At 53.4% G+C, this 21488-nt stretch carries 18 protein-coding genes and 1 tRNA gene; 10 read left to right on the top strand and 9 right to left on the bottom strand.

The window, feature by feature from the left end; genetic code table 11:
• The gene (locus ABQ298_05485) at positions 1–306 is read right to left on the bottom strand and encodes an FmdB family zinc ribbon protein (GenBank protein MEQ9823817.1); all 306 of its coding nucleotides are present in this window, start codon (positions 304–306) and stop codon (positions 1–3) included.
• 12 nt (positions 307–318) lie between these two features.
• A complete protein-coding gene (locus ABQ298_05480) occupies positions 319–951 on the bottom strand; it encodes a DUF4013 domain-containing protein (GenBank protein MEQ9823816.1) in 633 nt (210 codons plus the stop codon).
• Positions 952–1199: 248 nt separating this feature from the next.
• On the opposite strand from ABQ298_05480, the gene ABQ298_05475 reads away from it, so the two are divergent.
• The 5 genes from ABQ298_05475 (at position 1200) to ABQ298_05455 (ending at position 9023) form a co-directional block, all read left to right on the top strand.
• Positions 1200–2018 (top strand): polyprenyl synthetase family protein, encoded by an 819-nt coding sequence (locus ABQ298_05475; protein MEQ9823815.1) that lies wholly within the window; start codon positions 1200–1202, stop codon positions 2016–2018.
• Between the two features lie 143 nt (positions 2019–2161).
• The gene (locus ABQ298_05470) at positions 2162–3553 is read left to right on the top strand and encodes a hypothetical protein (GenBank protein ID MEQ9823814.1); all 1392 of its coding nucleotides are present in this window, start codon (positions 2162–2164) and stop codon (positions 3551–3553) included.
• Positions 3554–3563: 10 nt separating this feature from the next.
• Positions 3564–4481, top strand: coding sequence for an SLBB domain-containing protein (locus ABQ298_05465; GenBank protein ID MEQ9823813.1), 918 nt, complete (start codon positions 3564–3566; stop codon positions 4479–4481).
• A 50-nt stretch (positions 4482–4531) separates the two neighbouring features.
• Positions 4532–6652, top strand: coding sequence for a polysaccharide biosynthesis tyrosine autokinase (locus ABQ298_05460; protein MEQ9823812.1), 2121 nt, complete (start codon positions 4532–4534; stop codon positions 6650–6652).
• Between the two features lie 31 nt (positions 6653–6683).
• Positions 6684–9023 (top strand): O-antigen ligase family protein, encoded by a 2340-nt coding sequence (locus tag ABQ298_05455; protein ID MEQ9823811.1) that lies wholly within the window; start codon positions 6684–6686, stop codon positions 9021–9023.
• A gap of 57 nt (positions 9024–9080) precedes the next feature.
• Here ABQ298_05455 and ABQ298_05450 read toward each other — a convergent pair whose 3' ends face one another.
• Both ABQ298_05450 and ABQ298_05445 read right to left on the bottom strand, forming a co-directional pair.
• Positions 9081–10622: an exosortase/archaeosortase family protein gene (locus ABQ298_05450; GenBank protein ID MEQ9823810.1), complete on the bottom strand. Its 1542-nt coding sequence runs from the start codon at positions 10620–10622 to the stop codon at positions 9081–9083.
• 47 nt (positions 10623–10669) lie between these two features.
• Positions 10670–11299, bottom strand: coding sequence for an NUDIX hydrolase (locus ABQ298_05445; protein ID MEQ9823809.1), 630 nt, complete (start codon positions 11297–11299; stop codon positions 10670–10672).
• An 81-nt stretch (positions 11300–11380) separates the two neighbouring features.
• Between ABQ298_05445 and ABQ298_05440 the strand changes: the two genes are divergently transcribed.
• From ABQ298_05440 to ABQ298_05425, 4 genes are all read left to right on the top strand, one after another.
• A tRNA-Pro gene (locus tag ABQ298_05440) sits at positions 11381–11457 on the top strand.
• Between the two features lie 34 nt (positions 11458–11491).
• Positions 11492–14407: a tetratricopeptide repeat protein gene (locus ABQ298_05435; GenBank protein MEQ9823808.1), complete on the top strand. Its 2916-nt coding sequence runs from the start codon at positions 11492–11494 to the stop codon at positions 14405–14407.
• Positions 14404–15441 carry a hypothetical protein gene (locus ABQ298_05430; GenBank protein MEQ9823807.1) on the top strand — a complete coding sequence of 346 codons (1038 nt, stop codon included), beginning with the start codon at positions 14404–14406 and terminating at the stop codon, positions 15439–15441. Before ABQ298_05435 ends, ABQ298_05430 begins: the two co-directional genes overlap by 4 nt.
• A 32-nt stretch (positions 15442–15473) precedes the next feature.
• The gene (locus tag ABQ298_05425; GenBank protein ID MEQ9823806.1) at positions 15474–16229 is read left to right on the top strand and encodes a MotA/TolQ/ExbB proton channel family protein; all 756 of its coding nucleotides are present in this window, start codon (positions 15474–15476) and stop codon (positions 16227–16229) included.
• 45 nt (positions 16230–16274) lie between these two features.
• Here ABQ298_05425 and ABQ298_05420 read toward each other — a convergent pair whose 3' ends face one another.
• Positions 16275–17162, bottom strand: a complete 888-nt coding sequence (locus ABQ298_05420; GenBank protein MEQ9823805.1) for a rhomboid family intramembrane serine protease — start codon at positions 17160–17162, stop codon at positions 16275–16277.
• 73 nt (positions 17163–17235) lie between these two features.
• Complete coding sequence (locus tag ABQ298_05415; protein ID MEQ9823804.1) at positions 17236–17802, bottom strand: NUDIX domain-containing protein; 567 nt, start codon at positions 17800–17802, stop codon at positions 17236–17238.
• A 232-nt stretch (positions 17803–18034) separates the two neighbouring features.
• Here ABQ298_05415 and ABQ298_05410 point away from each other — a divergent pair, with 232 nt between their 5' ends.
• Positions 18035–19702 carry a glycosyltransferase family 39 protein gene (locus ABQ298_05410; protein ID MEQ9823803.1) on the top strand — a complete coding sequence of 556 codons (1668 nt, stop codon included), beginning with the start codon at positions 18035–18037 and terminating at the stop codon, positions 19700–19702.
• On the opposite strand, the gene ABQ298_05405 is transcribed toward ABQ298_05410, so the two are convergent.
• The 3 genes from ABQ298_05405 to ABQ298_05395 are packed head-to-tail and all read right to left on the bottom strand — an operon-like array spanning position 19632 to position 21450.
• Positions 19632–20345: a phosphatase PAP2 family protein gene (locus tag ABQ298_05405; GenBank protein MEQ9823802.1), complete on the bottom strand. Its 714-nt coding sequence runs from the start codon at positions 20343–20345 to the stop codon at positions 19632–19634. The two genes, ABQ298_05410 and ABQ298_05405, sit on opposite strands and share 71 nt — an antisense overlap.
• 33 nt (positions 20346–20378) lie before the next feature.
• Positions 20379–20717, bottom strand: a complete 339-nt coding sequence (locus ABQ298_05400) for a lipid-A-disaccharide synthase N-terminal domain-containing protein (GenBank protein MEQ9823801.1) — start codon at positions 20715–20717, stop codon at positions 20379–20381.
• Positions 20710–21450 (bottom strand): glycosyltransferase family 2 protein, encoded by a 741-nt coding sequence (locus ABQ298_05395; GenBank protein MEQ9823800.1) that lies wholly within the window; start codon positions 21448–21450, stop codon positions 20710–20712. The genes ABQ298_05400 and ABQ298_05395 overlap by 8 nt, the downstream gene beginning before the upstream one ends.
• Between the last annotated feature and the right edge of the window lie 38 nt (positions 21451–21488).

The raw sequence follows: 21488 nt of genomic DNA, 5'->3' as shown, positions 1-21488 counted from the left end.
TCAGGATGCGGGGGAAGCTGGCGTTGACGCAGGTGTGGTGCTGGCTTTGCTTGCTTCTTTCGGTTTGGAACTTTCTGCACCACCTTCCGCTTTCGAGGCACTTTCCGTTCCCGATTTGCGCTTGTAGTCCGTTTCGTAGAATCCGCTTCCTTTGAAAATGATGCCTGCGCCGAGACCTATCTTGCGACGCAAGCTGGGCTGGCCGCATGCAGGACAGTCGACCAGTGCGTCGTCGCGCATGGACTGGAAGGTTTCGAATTCGTGACTGCAGTCATTGTTGTGACAGAGATATTCGTAAGTGGGCATGGCAGCAAATGACTATGAATAGGTTTGTTGATCAACAATCTGGAATACGAGTGGAAAATAAAGCGTCAAGCCTGCGGCTATCGCAAAGCCCAGAATGGGAAATCCGATGAAGATGACTCCCCAAAAAACGAGGGTCAGGATGAGGAGCTGCTCAGCGTTGCACAGCGCCGTCTGCCAAATGGAGCGGATGTCAAATGCGGATTCGATGCTACCTCGAATGAGATAGCGGTGGTAGGCAATGCCCGAAAAAATCGGTGCGACCCAGACAACCAACATTGCTGGAATCCATGGCAGACTCCAGATCGGAATCCAGAACAACCACCCGAGCCAGCCCGATATGATGCTGGCAATCCAGCAGGCCAGCAGAATGGGCAACACCGTGTAGATCGTAATCAGGACCAGTAGTTCCCAGCTTTCGATCAGCAAGGCGAGCCAGGAGTTCCACTGTGGGAGATTGGCATCTCGCCGGTTTTTCAATTGATGAAGGAAGCGTGAGAGGTAGCCAATGAACAGCGGTATCCCCACAAGGGAATACACCAGCAGTGCAGCGATCAGCAGTTTGGGAAAAAACAGCGGAGAGCGAAGGATTTGTTTGGAAATGCTGTCCATTGTGTTCAGAGTGAGCGTATCGGCTCGGTGAATCAAGTACACTGTCGGGATGCCTGATGGGTATCGCGCCAAAACTCGCCAGGCCGGATCATGCCATCTGCGCTGGACACTGTCGTTTTCTACCTCAGTGAAGAGTTTACCAAACAGAATCCGGCTCGTTCAGACAGAGTCCAGCATCTGCCAATACCGGAATCATCAAACAGGCTAAACCATAAGTGGATTTTTCTCAACAATTGCAAGTTTTTCGGGAGCGCATTGAAGCCGCTCTGAAACAATGGGTTCCCATGGACCCCGCGACACCTCCGCGCCTCAGGGATGCCATGCTCCACAGTCTGCATGCCGGAGGGAAGCGCATCCGACCCGTGTTGTTGCTGGCTGTAGTTGACATGCACCCCAGCAGGCATGATCCGCTGCCCGCGGCGGTTGCGATCGAGTGTCTTCACACCTACAGTCTGATACACGATGACCTGCCAAGCATGGACAACAGTGACTTGCGACGGGGAGCACCCACGTGTCACATCGCATTCGATGAGGCAACGGCGATTCTCGCCGGGGATGCGCTACTGACGCTGGCTTTTGAAATCCTGTCGACTGCCTATGCGGAAGAACCGGTGCTTGCGATCCAGCTCATCCGGGAATTGTCGCGAGCAGCGGGTTCTGCTGAGTTGGTTGGAGGGCAGATGGAGGACATTCTGATGGACCGTGATTCGGGTGGAAATGTGAGCATGGATCAGGTTTATCAGATCGAAGACCGCAAGACGGGAGCACTGTTTTGTGCGAGTCTGCGAATGGGCATGCACCTTGCCGGACAGTCGGGCCAATCGCTTGAGTGGGCATCACGACTTGGACAAGCCATTGGTCGGTCGTTCCAGATCAGAGATGACCTGCTGGATGCGATCGGCGATGAAGCCATGGTTGGAAAAACACTGATGAATGATGAACGCAACCAGAAGGTCACCGCAGTGACTCACTACGGCATTGAAGGTGCGCGCAGGGAGGTGGATCGGCTGCACGAATTGGGACTGGAATGCTGCAGGCATTTGGTCGGTAGAACGGATTTTATGCAAAGTTTACTCCATCATTTGAAAAACCGGATTTCTTGAAGTAGTGGTTATGCAAAAGCAGTGGCATTCCTTCCTTCGCTAAATCGCTCATCACAATGAGGTTGCTTTGAAATTGACAAAACTTATTCACAGAAACAAGGTGAGTTATTAACAGCAGCAAGTTACAGACTTTTTTATCACCCATGAAACGCATCTCTCGATTTCGTCTCTCACTGGCGTCGCAGCTATTGCTGACGCTTTTTTGCTTTACGACGGTTTCCTCCCGGGCCCAGACGGACAATTACAATATCAAGATCGGGGACCTGCTGATGGATTTTTCGATGCACGTCGGTTATGCTTACAATGACAACGTTACAGCGGTTTCCGACAATGTTCCGGACTTGATCGATCCCAGTATCGTGGGTCCGCGGGAAGACTACATTCTCTCCTACGGGGCAGATGTGGATATCAATTGGCAAATCACGGACAACAACACACTTGGAGTTGTACTTGGGCTGCGATACGAGGACTATCAGGATCTGAACTACATGGATTCGAGCAAAACGTTCTTCCACATTGACCCATCGAGCGAGGTTGATTTCACCGTACTGCTTGGAATGGTGGAAGCAAGGGTTTATGGGAAATTCGGCTACACCGTGGATGGCAGCAACTCTGTATTTGTCGAAGCTGTACCGCAGGAAGATCAGGTGATTGGCGGAGATGGCCGGGAAATCATTCGGGGCCGTTCGGTTGGCACGCGTGTAGATCGCTATGCGGCATGGTCGACCGAGTATGGTATCGAATTGCTGGCGATTCTCAATCCGCTCGAGGCGACGTTGCGTGTGAGCCAGTATCATCTGATGCCGGATGACAATGATGCGGATGAGTTCGTGGAACAACTTGATGGAACCTTCCAGCGTCCTGAAGACCGCTGGGAATTCACCCGTCGCAGTGAGTTCATCATAAACGGACAGCTCTATTACCCGCTGGGACGTGAAAATGGAGTAGGAGTCTTTGGTCAGTTCACCCGGAACAATTACAAGCGCGACATCCTTGCCGACTCGGATGGATGGAAGGTCGGATTGCTGGCAGACTGGGCGCTCGGTGACCGTACGGCAATCAGTGCTTCTGTGGGCTATGATTTCCGGGATTACGACGAAGCCAACACACTGCGTTTTCTGGAGACCGGTGAGTTCGCCGATATCACTGAGGGAGACAACATTTTTTACAGCTTTGAAATCCTTAACCTGCTGGGAGAGACCTTTAATCACAAGTTGAGTTTCACGCGTGCAGTTTCGTATGGTCGTGTGACCAATGAGCAGGTCAGCGATGTGATTGCCTGGGATTTCCTGTATGAGGGGATACGCCGGATGAACATCACGGGCGGGGTGCAGTGGGCAAGTGCTGATGATTCGGGTCCGGCACTCTACGCCGAAAAGTACGACTTGTTCATGGCGACTCTTGGGTTTGATATCGAACTGGGTGAGCATCTCGTTACCAGTTTGAATCTCCGGCACGTGAACAAGGACTCGAACGACAATGACCGTGATTTTGAGCAGAACCTGGCCAGCATCATGCTCCGCTACGACTTTTGAGCCGTAACTGATGGTCAAACTAACTCTCACTTTATTGCAGCTTTTGTTGGGAGCCACCGTGCTTGCAAGTTCGGTGCTGGCACAGTCGCTGGCGGATCGCAGCTTCAGTCGTATGGATCTGCTGGATAATTCCTACCAGATTACCGCAAATGATCGCCTGGTGTATCAGGTCATCGAGGAGCAATCTCCAGGGGTCGTGTTGACTCCCGACAATGAAGGAAAAGTCCGATTCCCCCCCTTGAGAGAACCGATATCGGTAGTGGGGCTTACGTGCTTCGAACTTGCCCAGCAGGTCAAGGCCCTGCTCGAAGTGGATTTTTTCTACCGTGCAACGGTGGACATCAAAGTGGCGGAATCCACTTTCCGCGAACGCGTCAATGTGTATGGGCAGGTCAACAACCAGGGCAGGCTGCTACTGCCCAAGGATGGATTCTACACCATTAGCCAGGCCATTTCCCAAATGGGAGGATTTGCGGATGGTGCTGATCTTGAAAACATCATCATCCAGCGCAAAGATCCTGACAATCCCGACAAGGATCTGCGCATCGAGGTCAACATGCGGGCGATCTACGATGAAGGTCAGGTTGAGAACGATATTCGCATCCAGCCGGATGATGTGATTATTGTCAATCGACTCGAAGATGTTGGGGGCAAGTACACTGTGCTCGGGGCGGTACGCAGTCCGGGGTTGTTTACCATTTCACAAGAAAAACTTACCGTCAGCGAGGCGATCCTTCTCGCCGGGGGATTCACCGATGTTGCAAGAGAGACTCGGGTGAAACTGACGCGCCGGGTACCCGACTCCGATGAGAGCGAAACCTATTGGATCAACGTGCGACGGGTTCTCCGTGATGGGGACCGAAGCGAGGATATGTTGGTCAAAGAAGATGACATCATCAATGTTTCCGAACGATTAATCGTGTTTTAGGGCTTAAGCTTGAGCAGATTGGCACGACTATCAGTGGGAGCTGATTGGATATGGACGAGGATTTCCTGAGAGATACCGAAGATCCCCAGAGTCGCGGCAACGCGGACTTGGGCGACACCATTCGGAAGGTCACTTACCGATTGAAGGGCCTGCTGTTGTCGTATTGGTGGATCCTGCTGTTGACCACTTCGATGGGGTTTGCATTCAAGGCATTGCAGGTTCGCAACATGAAAGATTCTTATGAATCACATGCTCAGCTGATGATTCAGGGGCAGATTGAAATTTCGGAAGGGGATCGCATGCGGGAAGTTGCGACCAATTTTCATGACAACCAACTGCACTTGATGCTGCGTCCCTGGGTAAAATCCCGAGCTATCGAACGGGTTCGGGCATTGCACCCGCAGGTAGAGCCGGGCTGGGTACAGCTTTATGCATCCCGCAAGGGAACGACCGATGTTTTCCTGCTCACTGCGGTCGGTGAGAAGCCTGAATACACCCAACGCTTTCTCGATCAGGCTATTGAGGCCTATCTGGAATCCCGTCGCCAGTCCCGGCTTGAAACCTCGGACGATGTGATGTTGTCCATTGATGAAGAGCTTCGCGAACTGGAGGTGGAAATCAGCCAGACGCGTAGAGACATCCGCGAATTTCAGGAGAGCAACAATACCGCTGCGATTCGTGAACTCGCACAGGATGCGACATCTCAATTGACGGCTGTGACCGGGCGCATGGAGGAGTTTCGGACCGAGTTGCGCATTTTGGAATCTTTTGATGAAAATGCCTCACTGGATCAGATTCAGGGTGTGATCGACCTTGGGACGCTGGAGAGTACCCAGAACTACCGCGATACCAAGCGACAGTATCAGAATCTGGTTGCGATGAAGGAGACGTTGGGCATCTACCTCAAGCCCAAACACCCGCGCATGATCGATATTCATGATGACCTCGAGATGATCGGAAATCGACTGGAAGTCATTCGGAGACAGGCATTTTCGCAACTGGATGAGGAAAAGGCCTCTATCCGTACACGAATTTCCACACTCGAACCCCAGGTTGAACGGTGGCGCGGTGAGGTGCTCGAATACAGCAACAAGATCAACCAATACGACAACCTCACCCAGCGTTTGGAGCGCCTCGAAGGCACTCAGGAAAGCCTGATCCGACGCAAGCAGGCGCTCGGCATTGGACGAACTGTGGACACCGAACTGATTTCACGCCTGGTCGAAGCAACACCAGCAACTCTGCGAAAGGTCAACAAGCAGGCAGAGGTGATGAAGGGTTCGGGGATTGGGTTTGTGCTGGGATGTGCAATCATTGCGCTCATCGCAATCCTCAACAACAAGATCACTTCTGCGGATGACATTCGCAACCAGTTTGATGGTAAGGTGATCGGACTGATCCCACGTGCCAAAGGGCGCATTACACTGATCAAGAAGGATTCGAATCATGTGTTTGCAGAAGCGTTTCGCTCCCTGCGATCTTCGATACTCATGCACGGGCAGGACTCGGAGAAGGAGGTCAAGGTATTGCTGACAACCAGTTGCGCTCCTGCCGAGGGGAAATCCACGGTATCCAGCAATTTGGCAACGATGCTCGCGTATTCGGGTGCCAAGACCTTGTTGGTGGATTGCGACCTTCGGCGCGGTCATTTGCACGACAAGTTTGGGATCACCCGGGAACCCGGTCTTGCCGAGTTACTGGAAAACAGTTTTTTGGATATCGGGGAAATCACGCTGACGGGAGACAAGGCGTTTCAGAACCTCAGCGTCATCACAGCAGGTCGTGCAAACGAGAACCCGGGAGATCTGTTTCTCTCGCCCCGGATGGATGAAATTCTCCAGCAATGTCGTGAGCAATACGATTACATTGTTCTCGATACGGCTCCCATACTTGCGGTGGACGATACCATCGGTCTACTGAAGAAGGCGGATACCCTCATCTTTGTGACCAAGGCGGCGCAAACGACATTTCGACAACTGAAGATGGCGTTGGAACGCATTGGAGTGACCCAGCGGAAAGTGTGGGGATTTGTCATCAACTATGTCAGTCCGTCCGGTGCTGATTATTACTACTACAGCCGCTACAAGAGTTATCGTTACCACGAGGATGATAAAGCGCGATCCAAGTCAGCCGAGTCCCCAAAGGGTAAGCGAAAGATTTCGTTGACTTAACACCATGCAACTCGGATGAGTTAGCTATCCTGTGGCTCCCTACTCTCAGAAAAACTGGTCGGTTTACGCTTGGATTGCCAGCATCCTGCTGGTGATCGTTTCCGGAGGCGGAACCCATGAATATGGTCAGCTGTTTCTGTTGGTACTGACGGGATTCTGGTTGATTGTTACGCCAGTCGAGCGCTTGCCCGGATTCGCACTCGTAGGGAGTCTCGCAGCACTGCTTCTCTGGATGCTGGTGTCAGCGTGGATGCCGATGCCTTTTCCCAATGCAGTGGATTGGGTCGCAACCGAAAATCCGTCCTTCGCCAAGGCATCCGGAATATCGGCACAACCCTGGCTTTCCACGGAAAAAGCAGCGTTTTTTGCAGTGGGACTGTGCTGGTTTTTCATGCTCATCCAGCGACCCATGAGTCACTACCGGCGGGTGGGAGTGCTGAAGTGGGTCACTTGGGCGATTACCCTGCTTGCTGTTGTGACGATCCTCGGCTCGGTCCTGGGTTTTCAACACCCGTTCTCATGGGGAACCCACCGCTTTAGTTTTTTTCCAAATCACAACCAGAGCGGAGCAGTTTTTGCAATGGGGGGAATGCTGGCGTTGGGGTTGGTCATTCGATCCATGAAGCGGAGGGAGTGGGAAATGTTTCTCTTCCTCATTCCGATTGCAGCGATATCGGTGGCACTGATCATGGGAATGTCGAGAAGTGCTGTGATGACAATGGCTGCAGGGTGTGGCATTTATCTGCTGCTGACGCTCGAGCGTCGGAACTCGAAGTTTTATCTCAAGCTGGGACTTCCTGTGCTTCTGGTTTTTGTCGCAACCTTCATGTTGTATGGAGGCAAACTTCTGGATGAGTTTGTATCGGTCCTGCGCTCGGGTGGTGTGGGTAGCGAGATTCGGGTTCATATCTGGCTGGATGCAGCGCGAATGGCGGCTACCTTCCCGGTTTTTGGTGTAGGGTTGGGGAATTTTCGGTATTTCTTTCCCTTCTTCATGGAACACACCTTCACGTCTCAGGCAATTCATCATCCAGAGAGTGATTTGCTGTGGGTTTGCACGGAATTGGGCCTGGTGGGGTTCATCCTGGTTCTGATTGCAATTGTGTTGATGATTCGTCGATTGGACCCCGTAGATATTTATCGTAGCAAAGGCATACGCCTCATCGGATTTGTTGCGATCAGCATGTTTTTGTTTGCGAGTCTGATTGAAGTGTCAGGACACCGCCTTGGAACCGTATTGCTCGCTTTACTGATATACGCGCTCATCCAGCCAGGTGATGCTTCCCTGCATGCTCTGCCGGGGGTGAAACACCTTTCGCGTGCGATTGGAGTTTTATGGCTTATTCTCGCAGGGGTCTGGGGGTTTAGCCTCTATCAGAATCGACCGTTTGTATCCTCAGAGATTTTTCGGTATGTGCAGCATGACCCCAATGTTCTATTCGACGCCGATCCTCCTGAAGTTTGGAGCCAGCGCCTGGATCAGTGGATCGAGCGCTATCCGATGGTACCGGCCCTCCACAACGCCAAGGCGGTTACCGCTCTGGCAGTTGGAGATGTGGAACGTGCGATTGAAGGGTTTGACCGCAGCCACCAGCTCAATCCGGTTTGGTGGCGTCCCTATATGAATCATGGACTGTATTTGCAGGATTTTGATTTTGACACTTCTCTCAGGTATTTCATGGGAGGCATGCAGGTGGCGAGAAGCTCTGGAATTGAGGCATTTGAATTTGTTGCTCCGCGTGTGCGCCCAGAGCGGTTTCCGGAGCTGCGCGACCTGACCTATGGCAGCAGGAATCTTCAGTTTCTATACTTTGCAAGACTGCGAAACATGCCGATCGAATACTCCCGGGAATTGGGGCTTGAGCTTGCGATCAACCCCGAACTCGACGGCTTTAGTTCGGAACAGAAGCAGTCATTACTCTGGCGTTTTTGCGAAATTAACGGCCCCGAGATGCTTCGTCGGCTGATGGATCGATATCCCGTGCTGGGAAAGGAGAACTGGACAGTTCGCGCGCAGCTCAAAGCGGGCGAGGGCGATTTTCGGGAAGCCAGCCGCCTTGCCTTGATGAACTACCCTGAACCGGACATGATTGATCTCACAAAGGCGCGCACGCTTGCCGCAATCCGTACGGAATATTTGCAGGACTCAAACGACCCCCTGAAAGTCATCGCACTGGTCCAGAAACATAAGATCGATGGAAACTATGCTGAGGCATTGATCTCCCTGGAAGTTGCCCGACAGAAGGGATTCAAACTTCCATATCTGCGCTACCAGACCGCACTGGTTTTGTTTCACCTGGAGAAATATGAAGAGGCGTGGACCCACTTTGAGCGCATGATTTGGGAGCAACTGCGGTGGAGTCTTGAGTGACTTGAATGCTGCAAGGACGAGTGAACATTCACTCTGTCCGCTGGGAAGTTTCAACCCTCAATTTGCTGTAGGCTGACCTGATCGGCCATACATGCGATCCAGCGTGGATAAACATTCCCTTCGCGCCTGCTCAAGTGAAGTCGCGTTTTCGGCGAGAAACTGCAAGGAGTGCCGACCTGTGACCACCCTGCGCTTCCACACGTCTGAGAGCCGTTCTCCCCACGTCGTGGAGATCCAGGGTTCGGCTCCATTTTCATCCCAGACCGCAAAAAAGACATAAGTGGTGGTTCCCATTCCCTTGAAGGTCATGGTTTGGAAGGGAATGGTGTACCCTTCAGGACTCTGCCAAACCATGCTCTCATGAGTCGCCGCAAGTGAGATGCCTGCTGAGGGCAGGCAGTTTTCAGGGCGGTGTATGCCCGCATGTGAGGAGATTCGTCCCTGATCCCAGTGGAAATAAAACGCCGTCCAGCGAATGCCCGAGGAGTCTGTCCAATTGCGATGGGTTCCCTCGGAAAACTTGAGCTGTGCGACCGCGACGGGATCCATTTCTCGGCTTTCTATCGGATTTGAAACGGATTCCCACTGAATGGAGTGGTAGTCAAACCCACGACTCGAATCTTGGACCTGCCGGTACCAAAATGCGTTGAATGCAAATGCCAGTATGACCCCTCCGACCAGTGCGATGTACAGGCTGGCAGGAAGCACTTGCAGTGCACTGCTTTCACTGGCATCGGCGGATTTTTGCTGTTCGCTCTCGGGAGACTGGGGTTTGAAAATACGACGCAGCAGCCAGGCCAGCAGTGCAACGGTGAGGAATCCACCTAGGGCTACTGCATTGCCGACTCTGTCATGCCAAGCTTCAAACAGCTCGGGTCCGAGGTTGAGGCTGATCAGGGTGAGGATCAGTGTGCGGCCAAGGTTGAGCAGAAAATTGACACCTGCCCCCAAGGTGATCAACAGCAAGCGCGTTGGCATTCGGAAGCGTAGCAACTCCCCAAACAAATAGCCTGCCATGAGTGCGGACTGGAAAGACCGTACCCCACTGCATGCTTCTTCAACACCGACCACCGCACCCTGCAGTACGATCACATTTCCGCTGCGAACGGCAAAGATCCCTGCAAGATTGAGAACCTCTACCGTGAATGCAGAGACAAACTCCATGAGAGTGCTGGTGATTTGGTTCTCGACACCTGTGATCCACGGAACCGCAAACAGGATCATCGCAAGGGCCGGTGCAAAATGGCGCACCCACCGACGACCACCGATCTGATGAATCCACAGCAGAGTCAGACTGGTGGCCAGCAGTGTCGCGATCCAGTAAATGAGACGCCAGTCGGGGTTTGCGGTGTGGACAAGCTTGAGCGGAACAAAAAGCAGCGTGCCCAACAACAACACTGGCATGCAACTCCTGCCGGATGATGGAGCGGCAGCTGGACGGTCATCCCAGCGGAGGTAGAGCAGGTAGAGCGTGAAAAAGGGAACAAAATACCCGTATTGGTACTGCTCATTCAACCGCCATTCGAGTTCGAGGATTTCCAGCACGGGAAACCAAATTGCCAGCAAAAACACCAATGGAAGCAGGATTTGGGGGTGCATGGTGATCTTAGGGTTGGCAGTTACAGGAATACCGAGATCGAACAAACTCAGCAAAAGCGCTGCAGAAAGAACAGGGCGGTGATGCTCAGCGAATGAAAAATGGTTCCGTCCCGTGCCCAGCTGTCGGCAGTTTCAAGTGAGAGGGTTTGGGTCAATATTTCCTCGTGCTCATCCCAGTCCAATTTCTCCTGTGGGACGGCGTCTCGAACCAATACAAAATGGCAGCGATTGTTTTGAATTGCCGGGTTTGGAGCGATGCTCGCCATGCATTCACAGGACGAACCCACGTATCCGGTTTCTTCGCGTAGTTCACGCAGACCTGCTTCCACTGGACTTTCTCCCGGCTCCATCAGTCCTCCCGGAATTTCCCATGAGAGATTTTCAGTGCCAAAGCGAAACTGCTTCACCATCACGATCTGCTGATCAGGAGTGAGAGCAACGACGTGTACCCAGTCCGGAGTGTCCATCACATAAAAATCACCACTGGTCGCCCGAAGTTCATGCTGAAATCGAACTTTTTGGATTTTGAAGATTCGACAATCGGCGTGCAGGGTGCTCGCCGTTTTTTTCCAGATGTGGGGTTCGTGCTGCATTTGCCTGCTGAGTATTTGCATCATGGGTTGCGAGTCAAAGCGCTTTCGGAATTTCAGCAAGAATCCTTCAGTCTCAGGTTGCATGATCCCGGCAAATCTGCTGTTTTTCGATCTTCCCGCTTTACATTTCGGACAAACTCTGGAATGCATTGGGTTCCTTCGTGTCGGGGTGTAGCACAGCCTGGTAGTGCACCTGCTTTGGGAGCAGGGGGTCGCTGGTTCGAATCCAGTCGCCCCGACCACTTTAAATCTCCTCAACTCCTCTTCTCCGTTTCCATGGCGATTCAATCGCGCGCGACCGTGATGCGCATCACGATTCTGCTGGGCTGCAGTTTGGCAGGCCAGGCAAGTGCAACCACATTTAATCAGCGCTTTGCAGTCGCTCGGGAGTCCTTTTTGCAACAGCACCATCAGCAAGCAGTCGAGCAGTTTCAGGCACTGGAGGTGGAATTTGCGAGAGAACCCGAGTTTCGGGATTCCCGCTTTCAACAGGTGATGCTGCCCATGTACGGAGTCAGTGCACTGTTTTCCGGTCAGCCTGAAATGGCAGTGCAGGTATTGAATCGTTACCTGGATTGCTGTTATGAGGCACAACCTCAGGAGGCTCTGATTCTGATCGCACTCATTCAGGCGACCCGGCAAGCGCGAGAGGAAGGAGATCTTGATGCGCTTTACCGTCGTTTTCTCGATGATTTTCCGCAGCATCCCGAACGCTCTCTGATGCGCTTTGAGCGCATGATCACATTGTTGTCACAGGAGAGGGAAGCAGAGGCTCTGGAAGAGTTGAGGCAAATTGAATCCGAACCTGGAAGCGCCGACCTGAAAGCCAGGGCGCGGGTGGCGGCATTGCAGCACCATTTGAATCGCGCTCAATGGGAGCAAGGGGCAACACTTCTCTTTGAAAGGCAATGGAAAATGGATGATTTGCCCGAGCAGGCAGTCCTGGCGTTCAGTGCACTTCAGCTAGGGGATTATTTCATGGCGCAGCAGGCGTGGCAGAAAGCTCTGAGGGCATACGCGCATGTGCCGTTGTATACGGAATTGGTGTCCCGACAGAAATCGCAGCTCACACAACTACAGACGGTGCTGGCTTCCGCTGAATCGGAGCTTCGCGCCAATGCGAATCCGATGTGGCGTGCACACTACCACCAGTTGCAGGCACAAATGCAAGCGCGCTTGTCTCAGTTGGAACAGGGCGAAGACTACACGCCGGTGTTTCTGCTGAAACGTGGTCGATGCCACTTGTTTGCGTCCCATTTTACAGAAGCTTGGGTGATCTTCCGGAGTCTGGCGCTTGCGGAACTTGATGTCGAAATTCGGGAGCAGGCGTGGTACCACTGGATTTTGGCGAGCCATGGTTTTGAACGGTGGCGGGAAGCGCGTCAGCTTTGCGAAGCGTTTGCCAACCATTTTCCGGATTCTGCGCTGCTGCCCAAGGCGTTGTATCTGCTGGCTCGCACCTACCAGGAGGCAGGAGAAGCAGAGCCTGCGATCAAGGTGCTTTCGGACTTGATTGAGCGCTTTCCCGAGCACAGAGACCGATCCGACTGGTGGGTCACACGGGGAAACCTTCGGCTGCAGGTTCATCAACTCGAGCATGCTTTGAGCGATCTCGACTATGCGATTGCACTGCCTGACATGAGAACCTCCCTGCGCGTCCGTGCAGCATATTGGAGGATATTGGTTCTGGGTGCGATGAATGCATTTGATCGTGCCAGGGCATCGCTGCTGGAACTGTTGGCAACCTATCCAGATCATTGGATGGCACCTGAATTCCAGTACCGTCTTGGTCGCGTGGAATACTCCAGTCAGCGTCTGCCTGAAGCGAAGCAGGTGCTGACGGAGTTTCTGAATGATTATCCCGACCATGCTTCCAGCGTGGAGGCTCGTGTGTTGTTGGGTGATATTGCCATGGCCGATGGCGAACTTGAACTCGCCGTGCAGCGGTTCCAGTCCATCCTTCCAGAACATGGGCATTGGTATCGATATGCGAAGCTCCAGATCGGAAAGGTATTGCGGGCCATGGAAGACTATGCCGCCATGGAATTACACTTTCGAAGCTGGCTGAATGAAGAAGGCACTGACATATCGGACAGCGCGGGCGAAATCCTCTATTGGCTGGGCTGGGCATTGCAGCAACAGCAGCGCGCACCCGAAACGCTGCAGCTCTACCTTGATGCACTTGATCGCTGGGCGAATGATCCAGCTGCCGGAGGGATTACGGAGATCCTGAATGCACTTCCGGCGTTGTACGAGTTGCTGCGCTCGGAGGCTCTTCCAGAACCTGTACAGGCAGTCGATGGGGATTGGGGCGAATTTTGCGAGGCCGAATCCTTTGGGCACTGGATTGAAGCTCAAAAAATCCGCGCTACAGAGGCGGGCCGTCTGACCGAAGCTGCGCGGCTTCAAGGGTTTCAAGCACTGCAATTGCGATGGACGCAGCAGCAGGATCTCGCACGCCGTACCTTACAGGAGATCAGTCTGAAGGTGCCGATGGATGCATTGGACGATCTGTTACTCGGGGAAATTGGGTTTTCCCTGATTCAGGACGGATTTGAAGCGGGTGAACCTTACTTGAGGGAACTGCTGCAGCGCTATCCGCGCTCGGCATCCCGGGCACTGGCGTTTCTCGGAATGGGAAGACGCGCTGTCGATGAACAAAGATGGCAGGATGCGAATCATTGGCTCATCCAGTTTCAGCGGCAGACACCCCAGCATGAACGACGATTTGAAGCACAGCTGCTGCATGCGCGGATCTTGCAGCAACTGGGGCAGCGGGACCAGTGCAAAGCAGTTCTGGAAGAGATTTTGCGAAGCAGGGATGCGGGTGGACACACGCAGGTATTGGCGCTGCAAGCACTGGCAGAATGGCACGTTTCTGGAGCTGAAACTGCGAAGGCGATTGCCTACTATCAACGCATTTACACCCTGCATCGCGCCGAACGGGAGTTGGTTGCCGAGGCCTATGCGCGCAGCGCGCAATTGTTTGAAGAACGTGGAGACCTGCATGCTGCCCTCCGCACCTGGCAAGAGCTTCTGTCTCAGGAGGATTTGGTTGAATTCCCGCAACATCGTGAAGCTGCCGCACAGGTGAATCGATTGCAGGACTACGTTTCGATTTCGAGCGGGACAGAGTCTTTGGAGGAGGATGATTCAGAATGGACCCGATCCGGATTGGAGGTTTCCCGATGAATTGGAGTCGTTTTGCAATTGCAGTGGGCATAGCTTTTATCTCTGACGCATGGACTGTGTTGGCACTGGAACACGGGAATGAAGCGTTCTTGCAGCGAGCACGGATGTTGAAGTTGGCTGATGTTGAAGTCGTGCGAAGCAACGGCACTCATTTCCGCGGACGGTATCACGGATCGATCCAGGATGGTTGTGTCTTACTTCAAAAAGTGGGAGATCATGGCGAGGTTGAGGTGGAACTGCGTTGGCCTGAAGTGTCAGAAGTTCGATTTGCGGGTGAGCCGATTCTATCGCAGGCCATGGAGTTGCTCGGTGGGACTGAGCACGAGTTGGCGATGAAAGTCCTTTGGGAACTGTATGAGCAGCGATCACCGTTCTTTCCAGTGATGGAGTTGGCGCAAATCGAACCTTATCTGCAGTGGGCTGAAAGTGCGGAAGCCACAAGGCCTTCGGATGCGCTGGGTGTTTTGCGGGGCGTACATCCCCATCTTGAACATACCGTTTTGAGTGAGCGCTTTGCCCAAAGTCTGCTTCGTTGCTACCTCAATCTGTCACTGTGGAGCGAGGCAGAGGCGCTGGCGCGGCAACGCATTGAATCCAGTTCGAATCCGGGGCATGTATCGCTCGAGTGGATTGCCCTGGGCGTGATTTATCTGCAGCAGAACAGGGATCTGTCTGCCTTGCGCTGTGCCGTGCATGCACTGATATTCCATGCACAGCCCGATGCCGCATCGGTTCGACATGCCTCCCTGCTTGCGTCTCTCGCTTCACTGCGATTGAAGCGCATCGAAGATGCCCACCGTTATCGCACGGGCGTGGCGATTGGGAATGAAGCGCGGGACCTGCCTCCTTACCTCCGTCACTGGATGCAAGTATGGAGCAGCATGGACTGGCGAGCGCAAGCGTCGGAGCAGTTACGCAAGCATGAATTCAATGCTTTTCTTTCACCGGATTCATCGCCCGAGCATGCTATCGACGTGCTTCCTGTCCCTCGCATTGCTTTTCATTCTGCGGGGACTGTGCTCCCAGCAGAATGAATCCTTTCTCCAGCAACACCCTTCTTCGACTTATGAAATTCAGAATCCATGCTCTCAAGAAACTCTTTGGAATCCTCATGTTCAGCGCACTGCCCCTATGCAACGCAGTAGCTCAGGGGGATGAAGAACCCACCGTTGAGGGAAGCCTCAGCCTGTGGGGAATGATTCAACAGGGAGGGTGGGCCATGTATCCCCTTGGAATGTGTTCTCTGGGAATGCTGTTTCTGATGTTTTATGCGTGGAAGGAAACAGCGCGTCACAAATTCATTCCCACCGAGGTGCGGGAGTCAGGTATGGAACTGTTGGGACAATTTCGCATTTCGGAGGCGATGGAACTGTTGGGCAGAAACGATACGGTTTTGTCCAGAGTGATGGTGAAGTCCCTGCAACGCATTCGGGCGGATGTGCCCGAAATGAACAGAGGCAAGGCAGAGGCAACACTTGTGGAACATCTTGAAGCGGAGGAGAATGCTGTCGCACAATGGGTGAATTACCTCAATGTGGTCGGAGCGGTTGCACCGATGATCGGGCTGCTGGGCACGGTCAGCGGCATGATCAGTGCCTTTCAGACCATTGGGCAGGGCGGCATGGGTCGGCCCGAGCTATTGGCAGGAGACATCGGAGAGGCGCTCATCACAACGGCAGCCGGATTGGTCGTCGGAATTCCTTCCATGATTTCCTATTTTGTCCTGCGGAACCGCCTCAGTGGTGTAGTGGTGGAAACCAGTCAGCTTGCAGGTGATCTGTTGGATGAGATACCCGTGAACGTCATCTTTGAGGATGAGTGAGAACGACGGCTGCCGTGGTTCTCTCTCAGGAATTCCAACTGGAAGCTACTTGCGCAGCAAATCTCTGGCCTTGTCGAGAGTTTCCCGCTCCTCCTGGGTAAGCGAACCGAACCCGAGCGAGTTGATCTTGTCCAGGATGCGATCCACCTCTGCTTTCAACTTGTCCCTGCTCTCGAAGTTGACGGAGTAGCTGATTTTGGGTTTGCGGGGTTGGGGAGGTGGAGTCGACGTGGTGGTTTTGAAGGTGACTTTGGGGGCGAGGTTGCGAAGGGTTTTTCCCTTGGAAACCAGCAAAAAGTAGAGATACCCGCCCAGAATTCCGCCAAGGTGAGCTGAATGGGCTACCGGGTTGGTTCCGGGGATTTCATGAAAGAGCAAACCAAGCAGTGAAATGGCCAGAGTACCCCAGAGCACCCATTTTGGCTTGAGCGTAACCGGAAAAATAAAGTACAGCAGCAGGGTGATCTCTTCATTGGGGCGAGCGAGACAGAACAGAGCAAGCAACCCCATCAGCGCACCGGATGCGCCCAGGATGATCGCCTGGTCATTCAAGTGAACCAGCAGTGCAAGCAGTCCCCCCAACAGGGATGACAGAATGAACACCTCCACAACAGCGCGGTCCCCAAAAATGCGAGTCACCATGCGTCCGATGAAAAACAGGCCCAGCATGTTGCCGAGTATGTGCAGGATATTGCTCGTATCGTGCAAAAATGCATAGGTCAGCAAGGTCCAGATCTTGCCCTGCCCGATCACCGGACTGCTCAACACAAAAAAATCGAGAACGGCGTGTTGATAAACTGCAGGTCCGAAAAAAATGCGGATGATGTTTTGCATCATGAACACGACGATCAGCGAGATGAGCAACCAGGGAATGACACCCAAGCCACGGGGCTTGGTGTAACTGGCTTTCATGTAGGGTCGGTCGTAGATCATGATGGGCGAACCGTTAAGTGTGGCGGCTCTGTGGGAAAATGCAATCGGTTTTGCGCATAGCGAACCTGGATGCTCAGGCTATTGAAGGTTCAGGTGTGTCCGGATGCACGGAGTGGGTAATGGATTTGCGGAAGGTCTTCCAAACGAGCCTGAAGCACCCTGCGAAGACCTTGGGTTCAGACTCCATCCAAGTATCCAGATCCTCGGGCAGGATCCAGCGACCCTCCATGATCTCGTGTGGATTGGGGTCTGGAGTTTCGTCGGAATAGGTCTGGTAGATCATGGTGAATTCCATCCCGGTTTGGCGACTGGCCGGAAGTTTTGCGACTTCGGTCAGCTTGGGTGCGCCCAGCAGATTGAGTTCTTCACTCAACTCGCGCTTGGCAGCGACGAAATAGCTCTCCCCTGGGTCAACGTGTCCCGATGCCGAGCTGTCCCATTTGCCGGGGGCAGCATCCTTATTGAGCGACCTGCGTTGCAGGTAGATCTGACCGGATGCATTGAAGAGCAGGATGTGAACGGCACGGTGCAACAGTCGTTTTTGGTGAATGATTCCGCGCTTTTCAGTGCCAATGACCTCGTCCTTGGCGTTGACGATGGGAAGAAGTTCTTCGGAGACCTGGATTGGGTTGTGATACATGTGTGATGATGGTTGATGAGAGAACCTACCAGCCAGGCGCGTGCCAGGTTGGAGGAGGAGATCTTTTCATTGCATTGGGACCGCCGTTTGGGGGACTTCGTTCGAAATGGAAACCTTTCAAATCTTCTCTTGGCATTCGGGACGATTGTGAAATATCCGCAAATGGGCTTTCCTTGCCGCTGTGGATTTGCTTCAAACAAGTATGCGCATGACGCTGAACAATTCCCGATGCATGGAACGATGGGGTTTGCTGACGCTGTTGGTAGCGGGCGTGGTTGCGCTGCTGCCAGGAATCTGGGAAATGCCCCTTCTGGATCGTGATGAACCGCGCTTCAGTCAGGCTACGGTGGAAATGATGGAGCGACAGGAGTGGGTGGTGCCGTACTTCAACGGGCAATACCGCTTTGACAAACCTCCCCTGACCTACTGGTGGATGCGCCTGCACTATCATTTGTTTTCGGTTTCCGAGTTTGCCGCACGCCTGCATTCTGTCGTGGCAAGTTTGCTGGTTGCCATTGGCATCTATTTGATGGGTCGCCGCCATTTTAATGCAAGAGTGGGCTGGTTTGCGGGTTTTGCCTGGCTCACCTGTTTTCAGGTTCTCCAGCATGGTCGGCTTGCGTTGGCGGATATGCCCATGATCGCCGCAGTATTTTATGCCTGTTGGGCGCTGTATGAACTCGTTCGGGAACGGGGGAACGGCAGAGCACACCGGGGCTGGTTTTGGCTCTTGTATCTGTCGCTTGGCATCGGATTTCTCGCTAAAGGACCGATTGCGATCGCAATACCGCTGGTCACCTTACTGCTCTATCGCTGGGTCTGGTGGCGGCATCCGCTCAACTGGAAGGAACTGCGCCCGGTCTCGGGGCTGTTGGTTTCCCTGATGTTGATTGCTGCCTGGGGAATTCCCGCGCTGCTCGCAACGGATGGACTTTTTTGGAAGGTGGGCGTGGGCAAACACGTAGTGGATCGAGGGTTGGAGGCGTTTAATGAGCGTTGGGTGATTCCCGGTTACTATCTATTGACGACCTTCATCAGTCTCTTCCCATGGATGGCATTGCTGGGCAAGCGGCTGAAGCATCTGCGTTCGGATTGGAATCCGCTGAGTGCATTCCTGGTTTCCTGGCTCCTGAGTCCTTATCTGGTTTTTCTGTTTTATTCCACTCAGCTGCCCCACTACGTATTGCCAGCCTTTCCCGCATTGCTGATCTGGATCATGGCCAGTTTCGACCGGGAGGATTTGGAATGGGGGAACCTGGGGAATCGGTGGTTCTGGGGGTATGTTCTGTTCTTTGAATGCCTGCTCACGGCCGGACTGATCTGGGTACTCGGATCGCACCTGCAGCTAGACGGCGTCAAAGCTGCGCTCGGTGCAATGCTGTTCCTTCTCCTTCTGCTAAATGCTCTGGTAGTGGCAGTTCGCTTCCGGGTGGTCTGGGCAACGATTTCTCTGATGGTGCTTGTGTCCTTGACCCATTTGTTGCTTGCGACAGCGATGCGATCACTTTCTCCGGTAATTCCGGTTGCAAGCATGCTTGAAGAACTGCCCGAAACCTCGCGGACCGTGGGTATCGGATTTGAAGAGCCAAGTCTCGTATTTTATACCGGAAGAACATGGGATTTTGACGTTGAACCCGCTGAACTTGAAGCGGAGTTCCAGAGCGAACAGGCTCGGAAGACCTGCTATGTGATCCTCGAAAGGGAGTATACAATCGAGGGGCTGATTCAGGAAGGCTGGAACGGAAAAGCTCCTGAAGCGCACAGAGAAATCGGAATCGATCTTCGGTCACTGGCGCAGGGCACCCATGTGGTACTGCCTGTGGAAGGCATCAATTTCGCCCGGATGCGATGGTCGAAGATTTTGGTGCTGTTTCCAATGGATCCTCTTCCCTCCTCATGACCATGGCACCTCTCGCAAAGGCGATGCCGATGCCGGTGCCAAGTATTGCTGCGACTCCCACATCGGTTGGGTAGTGAGCCAGGCGTTGCATACGGGACCAAGCCGAAGCGGTGGTGAGCAGTACATAGGGAACCCCGAGCCAGGGCTGCACGATGCTCAGTGCAACCGCACCCGACATATTGGACATGACATGACCTGAAGGGAAGCTCTGCATGTTCGTGCTCACATCGAACCAATAAAATCGGTCTTCGATCTCCGCACGAGGGCGGGGTCGCGCAAAACTGGGACGCAGCGCGTTGACCAGGATTCCTCCGGTGGTAGCGGCAACCATGCAGATCAGTGCCGCGCGTTTGAGCTGGGGGTTCCTGCGGAGCCATCCAACCGACCAGATGACCGCACAATACAGCAACGGTGTGTAGAGAAAGGAAGAGTAGTGACTGACCTGCCCTGCAAATGCATGCAGTTGAGCAAATCCGACTTCATCAAAATGGATGCGTTCGAGCCATGCACGATCATGGTGCATGGTCTGACTCGTGAGCAAAGGAATGACCAGTAGTATCGCAATGTGAATCCAGGGACGTTGGCGGATTTCACGAAAGGTCGTGCGGAAGAGTTTTCCGGTGTATCGAAGTGAGGATGACATGGGCTGTGTCGCGATGAATGAAAAGGTTGAATGCTAGGGATGGATGGGCGATGGCTTTTTTTTCAACCGATGAGCGTTTCGAATATCCAGAAAGAGATTATAGCCCGCAATGGCACTCGGCATCAGATTGGAAAGAATGCCGACCGAGTCGTTTTTGCCCAGAATGAAGTAGGTGAGCAAGAGCAGTGATCCCAGCAGGCTCATGTACCAAAAGAGTCGGGGGATGGTGACGGCGCTGTTTCGGGACGAGGCAACCACCTGCACGATCCAGCGACCGGCAAACATGCTGACACCCGCATAACCTACGAGTTTCCATCCGGTTACCACCCACTCGGTTCCAAAGAGATTGATGTTAAACAGTGTCTCATGCATGTGTCTCAAAATGTGAGGTTTGAATGCGCGGAAAGTGAATCTTCCGTCTTAACAGCCAGGCAACGCCAATCAGGTCATAGACCCCGCGAATCGCACGATCCCAGTTCGTGTATTTGGATTTACCAAGAGTGCGGGCACGGTGGTTCACTGGAACTTCCCGGATGCGGAGTCCCGCACGGTTGAAAATGGCAGGCAGATAGCGGTGTAGACCGTTGAACGGTGTCAGCAGCTCCACACAGCAGGCTGGAAATACCTTCAGTGAACAGCCAGTATCACGCACTCCGTCGACGAGAAAAATGCGACGGATGCGATTGGCGATGCGTGACGCTGTACGACGGCTCCACTTGTCTTGGCGGTTTGCACGATAACCCACCACTACATCTGCATGAGTGAGTTCTGCGATCAGGGCATCAATATCGCTTGGATCGTTCTGACCATCACCGTCCATCAGCACGATGACGCTGCCCGTTGCATGAAGCATGCCCGCATAGATGGCCGCGCTTTGTCCGCAGTTTTGATCGAGTCGCAGTCCCCTGACATCGCAGCGTGATTGAATGTGTTGCCAGGTGCCATCGGTGCTGCCGTCATCCACAGCGATGATTTCGGCAGAGGGCTGGGCATTGCGGATTTCGGCCAATACTGCTTCGACACATGCTGCCTCGTTGTAGAATGGCACCACAATGGTTCGGCTGAGTTCGCAGGTGTTTTCTACCGCCGGCAATGCGGAGTGCATGGATGCAAAACTGCGCGCGGAGAAGCTCATGACAGATC

Source organism: Puniceicoccaceae bacterium, assembly GCA_040224245.1.
Classification (GTDB): Bacteria; Verrucomicrobiota; Verrucomicrobiia; order Opitutales; family JAFGAQ01; genus JAKSBQ01.
The sequence above is the reverse complement of the archived record's forward strand: the minus strand, read 5'-3'. Positions and strand labels throughout refer to the sequence as shown.

Coding starts and splice junctions, on each gene's coding strand:
- ABQ298_05435 (MEQ9823808.1), top strand. CDS start 11,492: ATGGCGATTCAATCGCGCGCGACCGTGATGCGCATCACGATTCTGCTG.
- ABQ298_05460 (MEQ9823812.1), top strand. CDS start 4,532: ATGGACGAGGATTTCCTGAGAGATACCGAAGATCCCCAGAGTCGCGGC.
- ABQ298_05475 (MEQ9823815.1), top strand. CDS start 1,200: ATGGACCCCGCGACACCTCCGCGCCTCAGGGATGCCATGCTCCACAGT.
- ABQ298_05400 (MEQ9823801.1), bottom strand. CDS start 20,717: ATGCATGAGACACTGTTTAACATCAATCTCTTTGGAACCGAGTGGGTG.
- ABQ298_05445 (MEQ9823809.1), bottom strand. CDS start 11,299: ATGCAACCTGAGACTGAAGGATTCTTGCTGAAATTCCGAAAGCGCTTT.
- ABQ298_05415 (MEQ9823804.1), bottom strand. CDS start 17,802: ATGTATCACAACCCAATCCAGGTCTCCGAAGAACTTCTTCCCATCGTC.
- ABQ298_05465 (MEQ9823813.1), top strand. CDS start 3,564: ATGGTCAAACTAACTCTCACTTTATTGCAGCTTTTGTTGGGAGCCACC.
- ABQ298_05405 (MEQ9823802.1), bottom strand. CDS start 20,345: ATGTCATCCTCACTTCGATACACCGGAAAACTCTTCCGCACGACCTTT.
- ABQ298_05395 (MEQ9823800.1), bottom strand. CDS start 21,450: ATGCACTCCGCATTGCCGGCGGTAGAAAACACCTGCGAACTCAGCCGA.
- ABQ298_05485 (MEQ9823817.1), bottom strand. CDS start 306: ATGCCCACTTACGAATATCTCTGTCACAACAATGACTGCAGTCACGAA.
- ABQ298_05420 (MEQ9823805.1), bottom strand. CDS start 17,162: ATGATCTACGACCGACCCTACATGAAAGCCAGTTACACCAAGCCCCGT.
- ABQ298_05410 (MEQ9823803.1), top strand. CDS start 18,035: ATGGAACGATGGGGTTTGCTGACGCTGTTGGTAGCGGGCGTGGTTGCG.
- ABQ298_05430 (MEQ9823807.1), top strand. CDS start 14,404: ATGAATTGGAGTCGTTTTGCAATTGCAGTGGGCATAGCTTTTATCTCT.
- ABQ298_05425 (MEQ9823806.1), top strand. CDS start 15,474: ATGAAATTCAGAATCCATGCTCTCAAGAAACTCTTTGGAATCCTCATG.
- ABQ298_05470 (MEQ9823814.1), top strand. CDS start 2,162: ATGAAACGCATCTCTCGATTTCGTCTCTCACTGGCGTCGCAGCTATTG.
- ABQ298_05450 (MEQ9823810.1), bottom strand. CDS start 10,622: ATGCACCCCCAAATCCTGCTTCCATTGGTGTTTTTGCTGGCAATTTGG.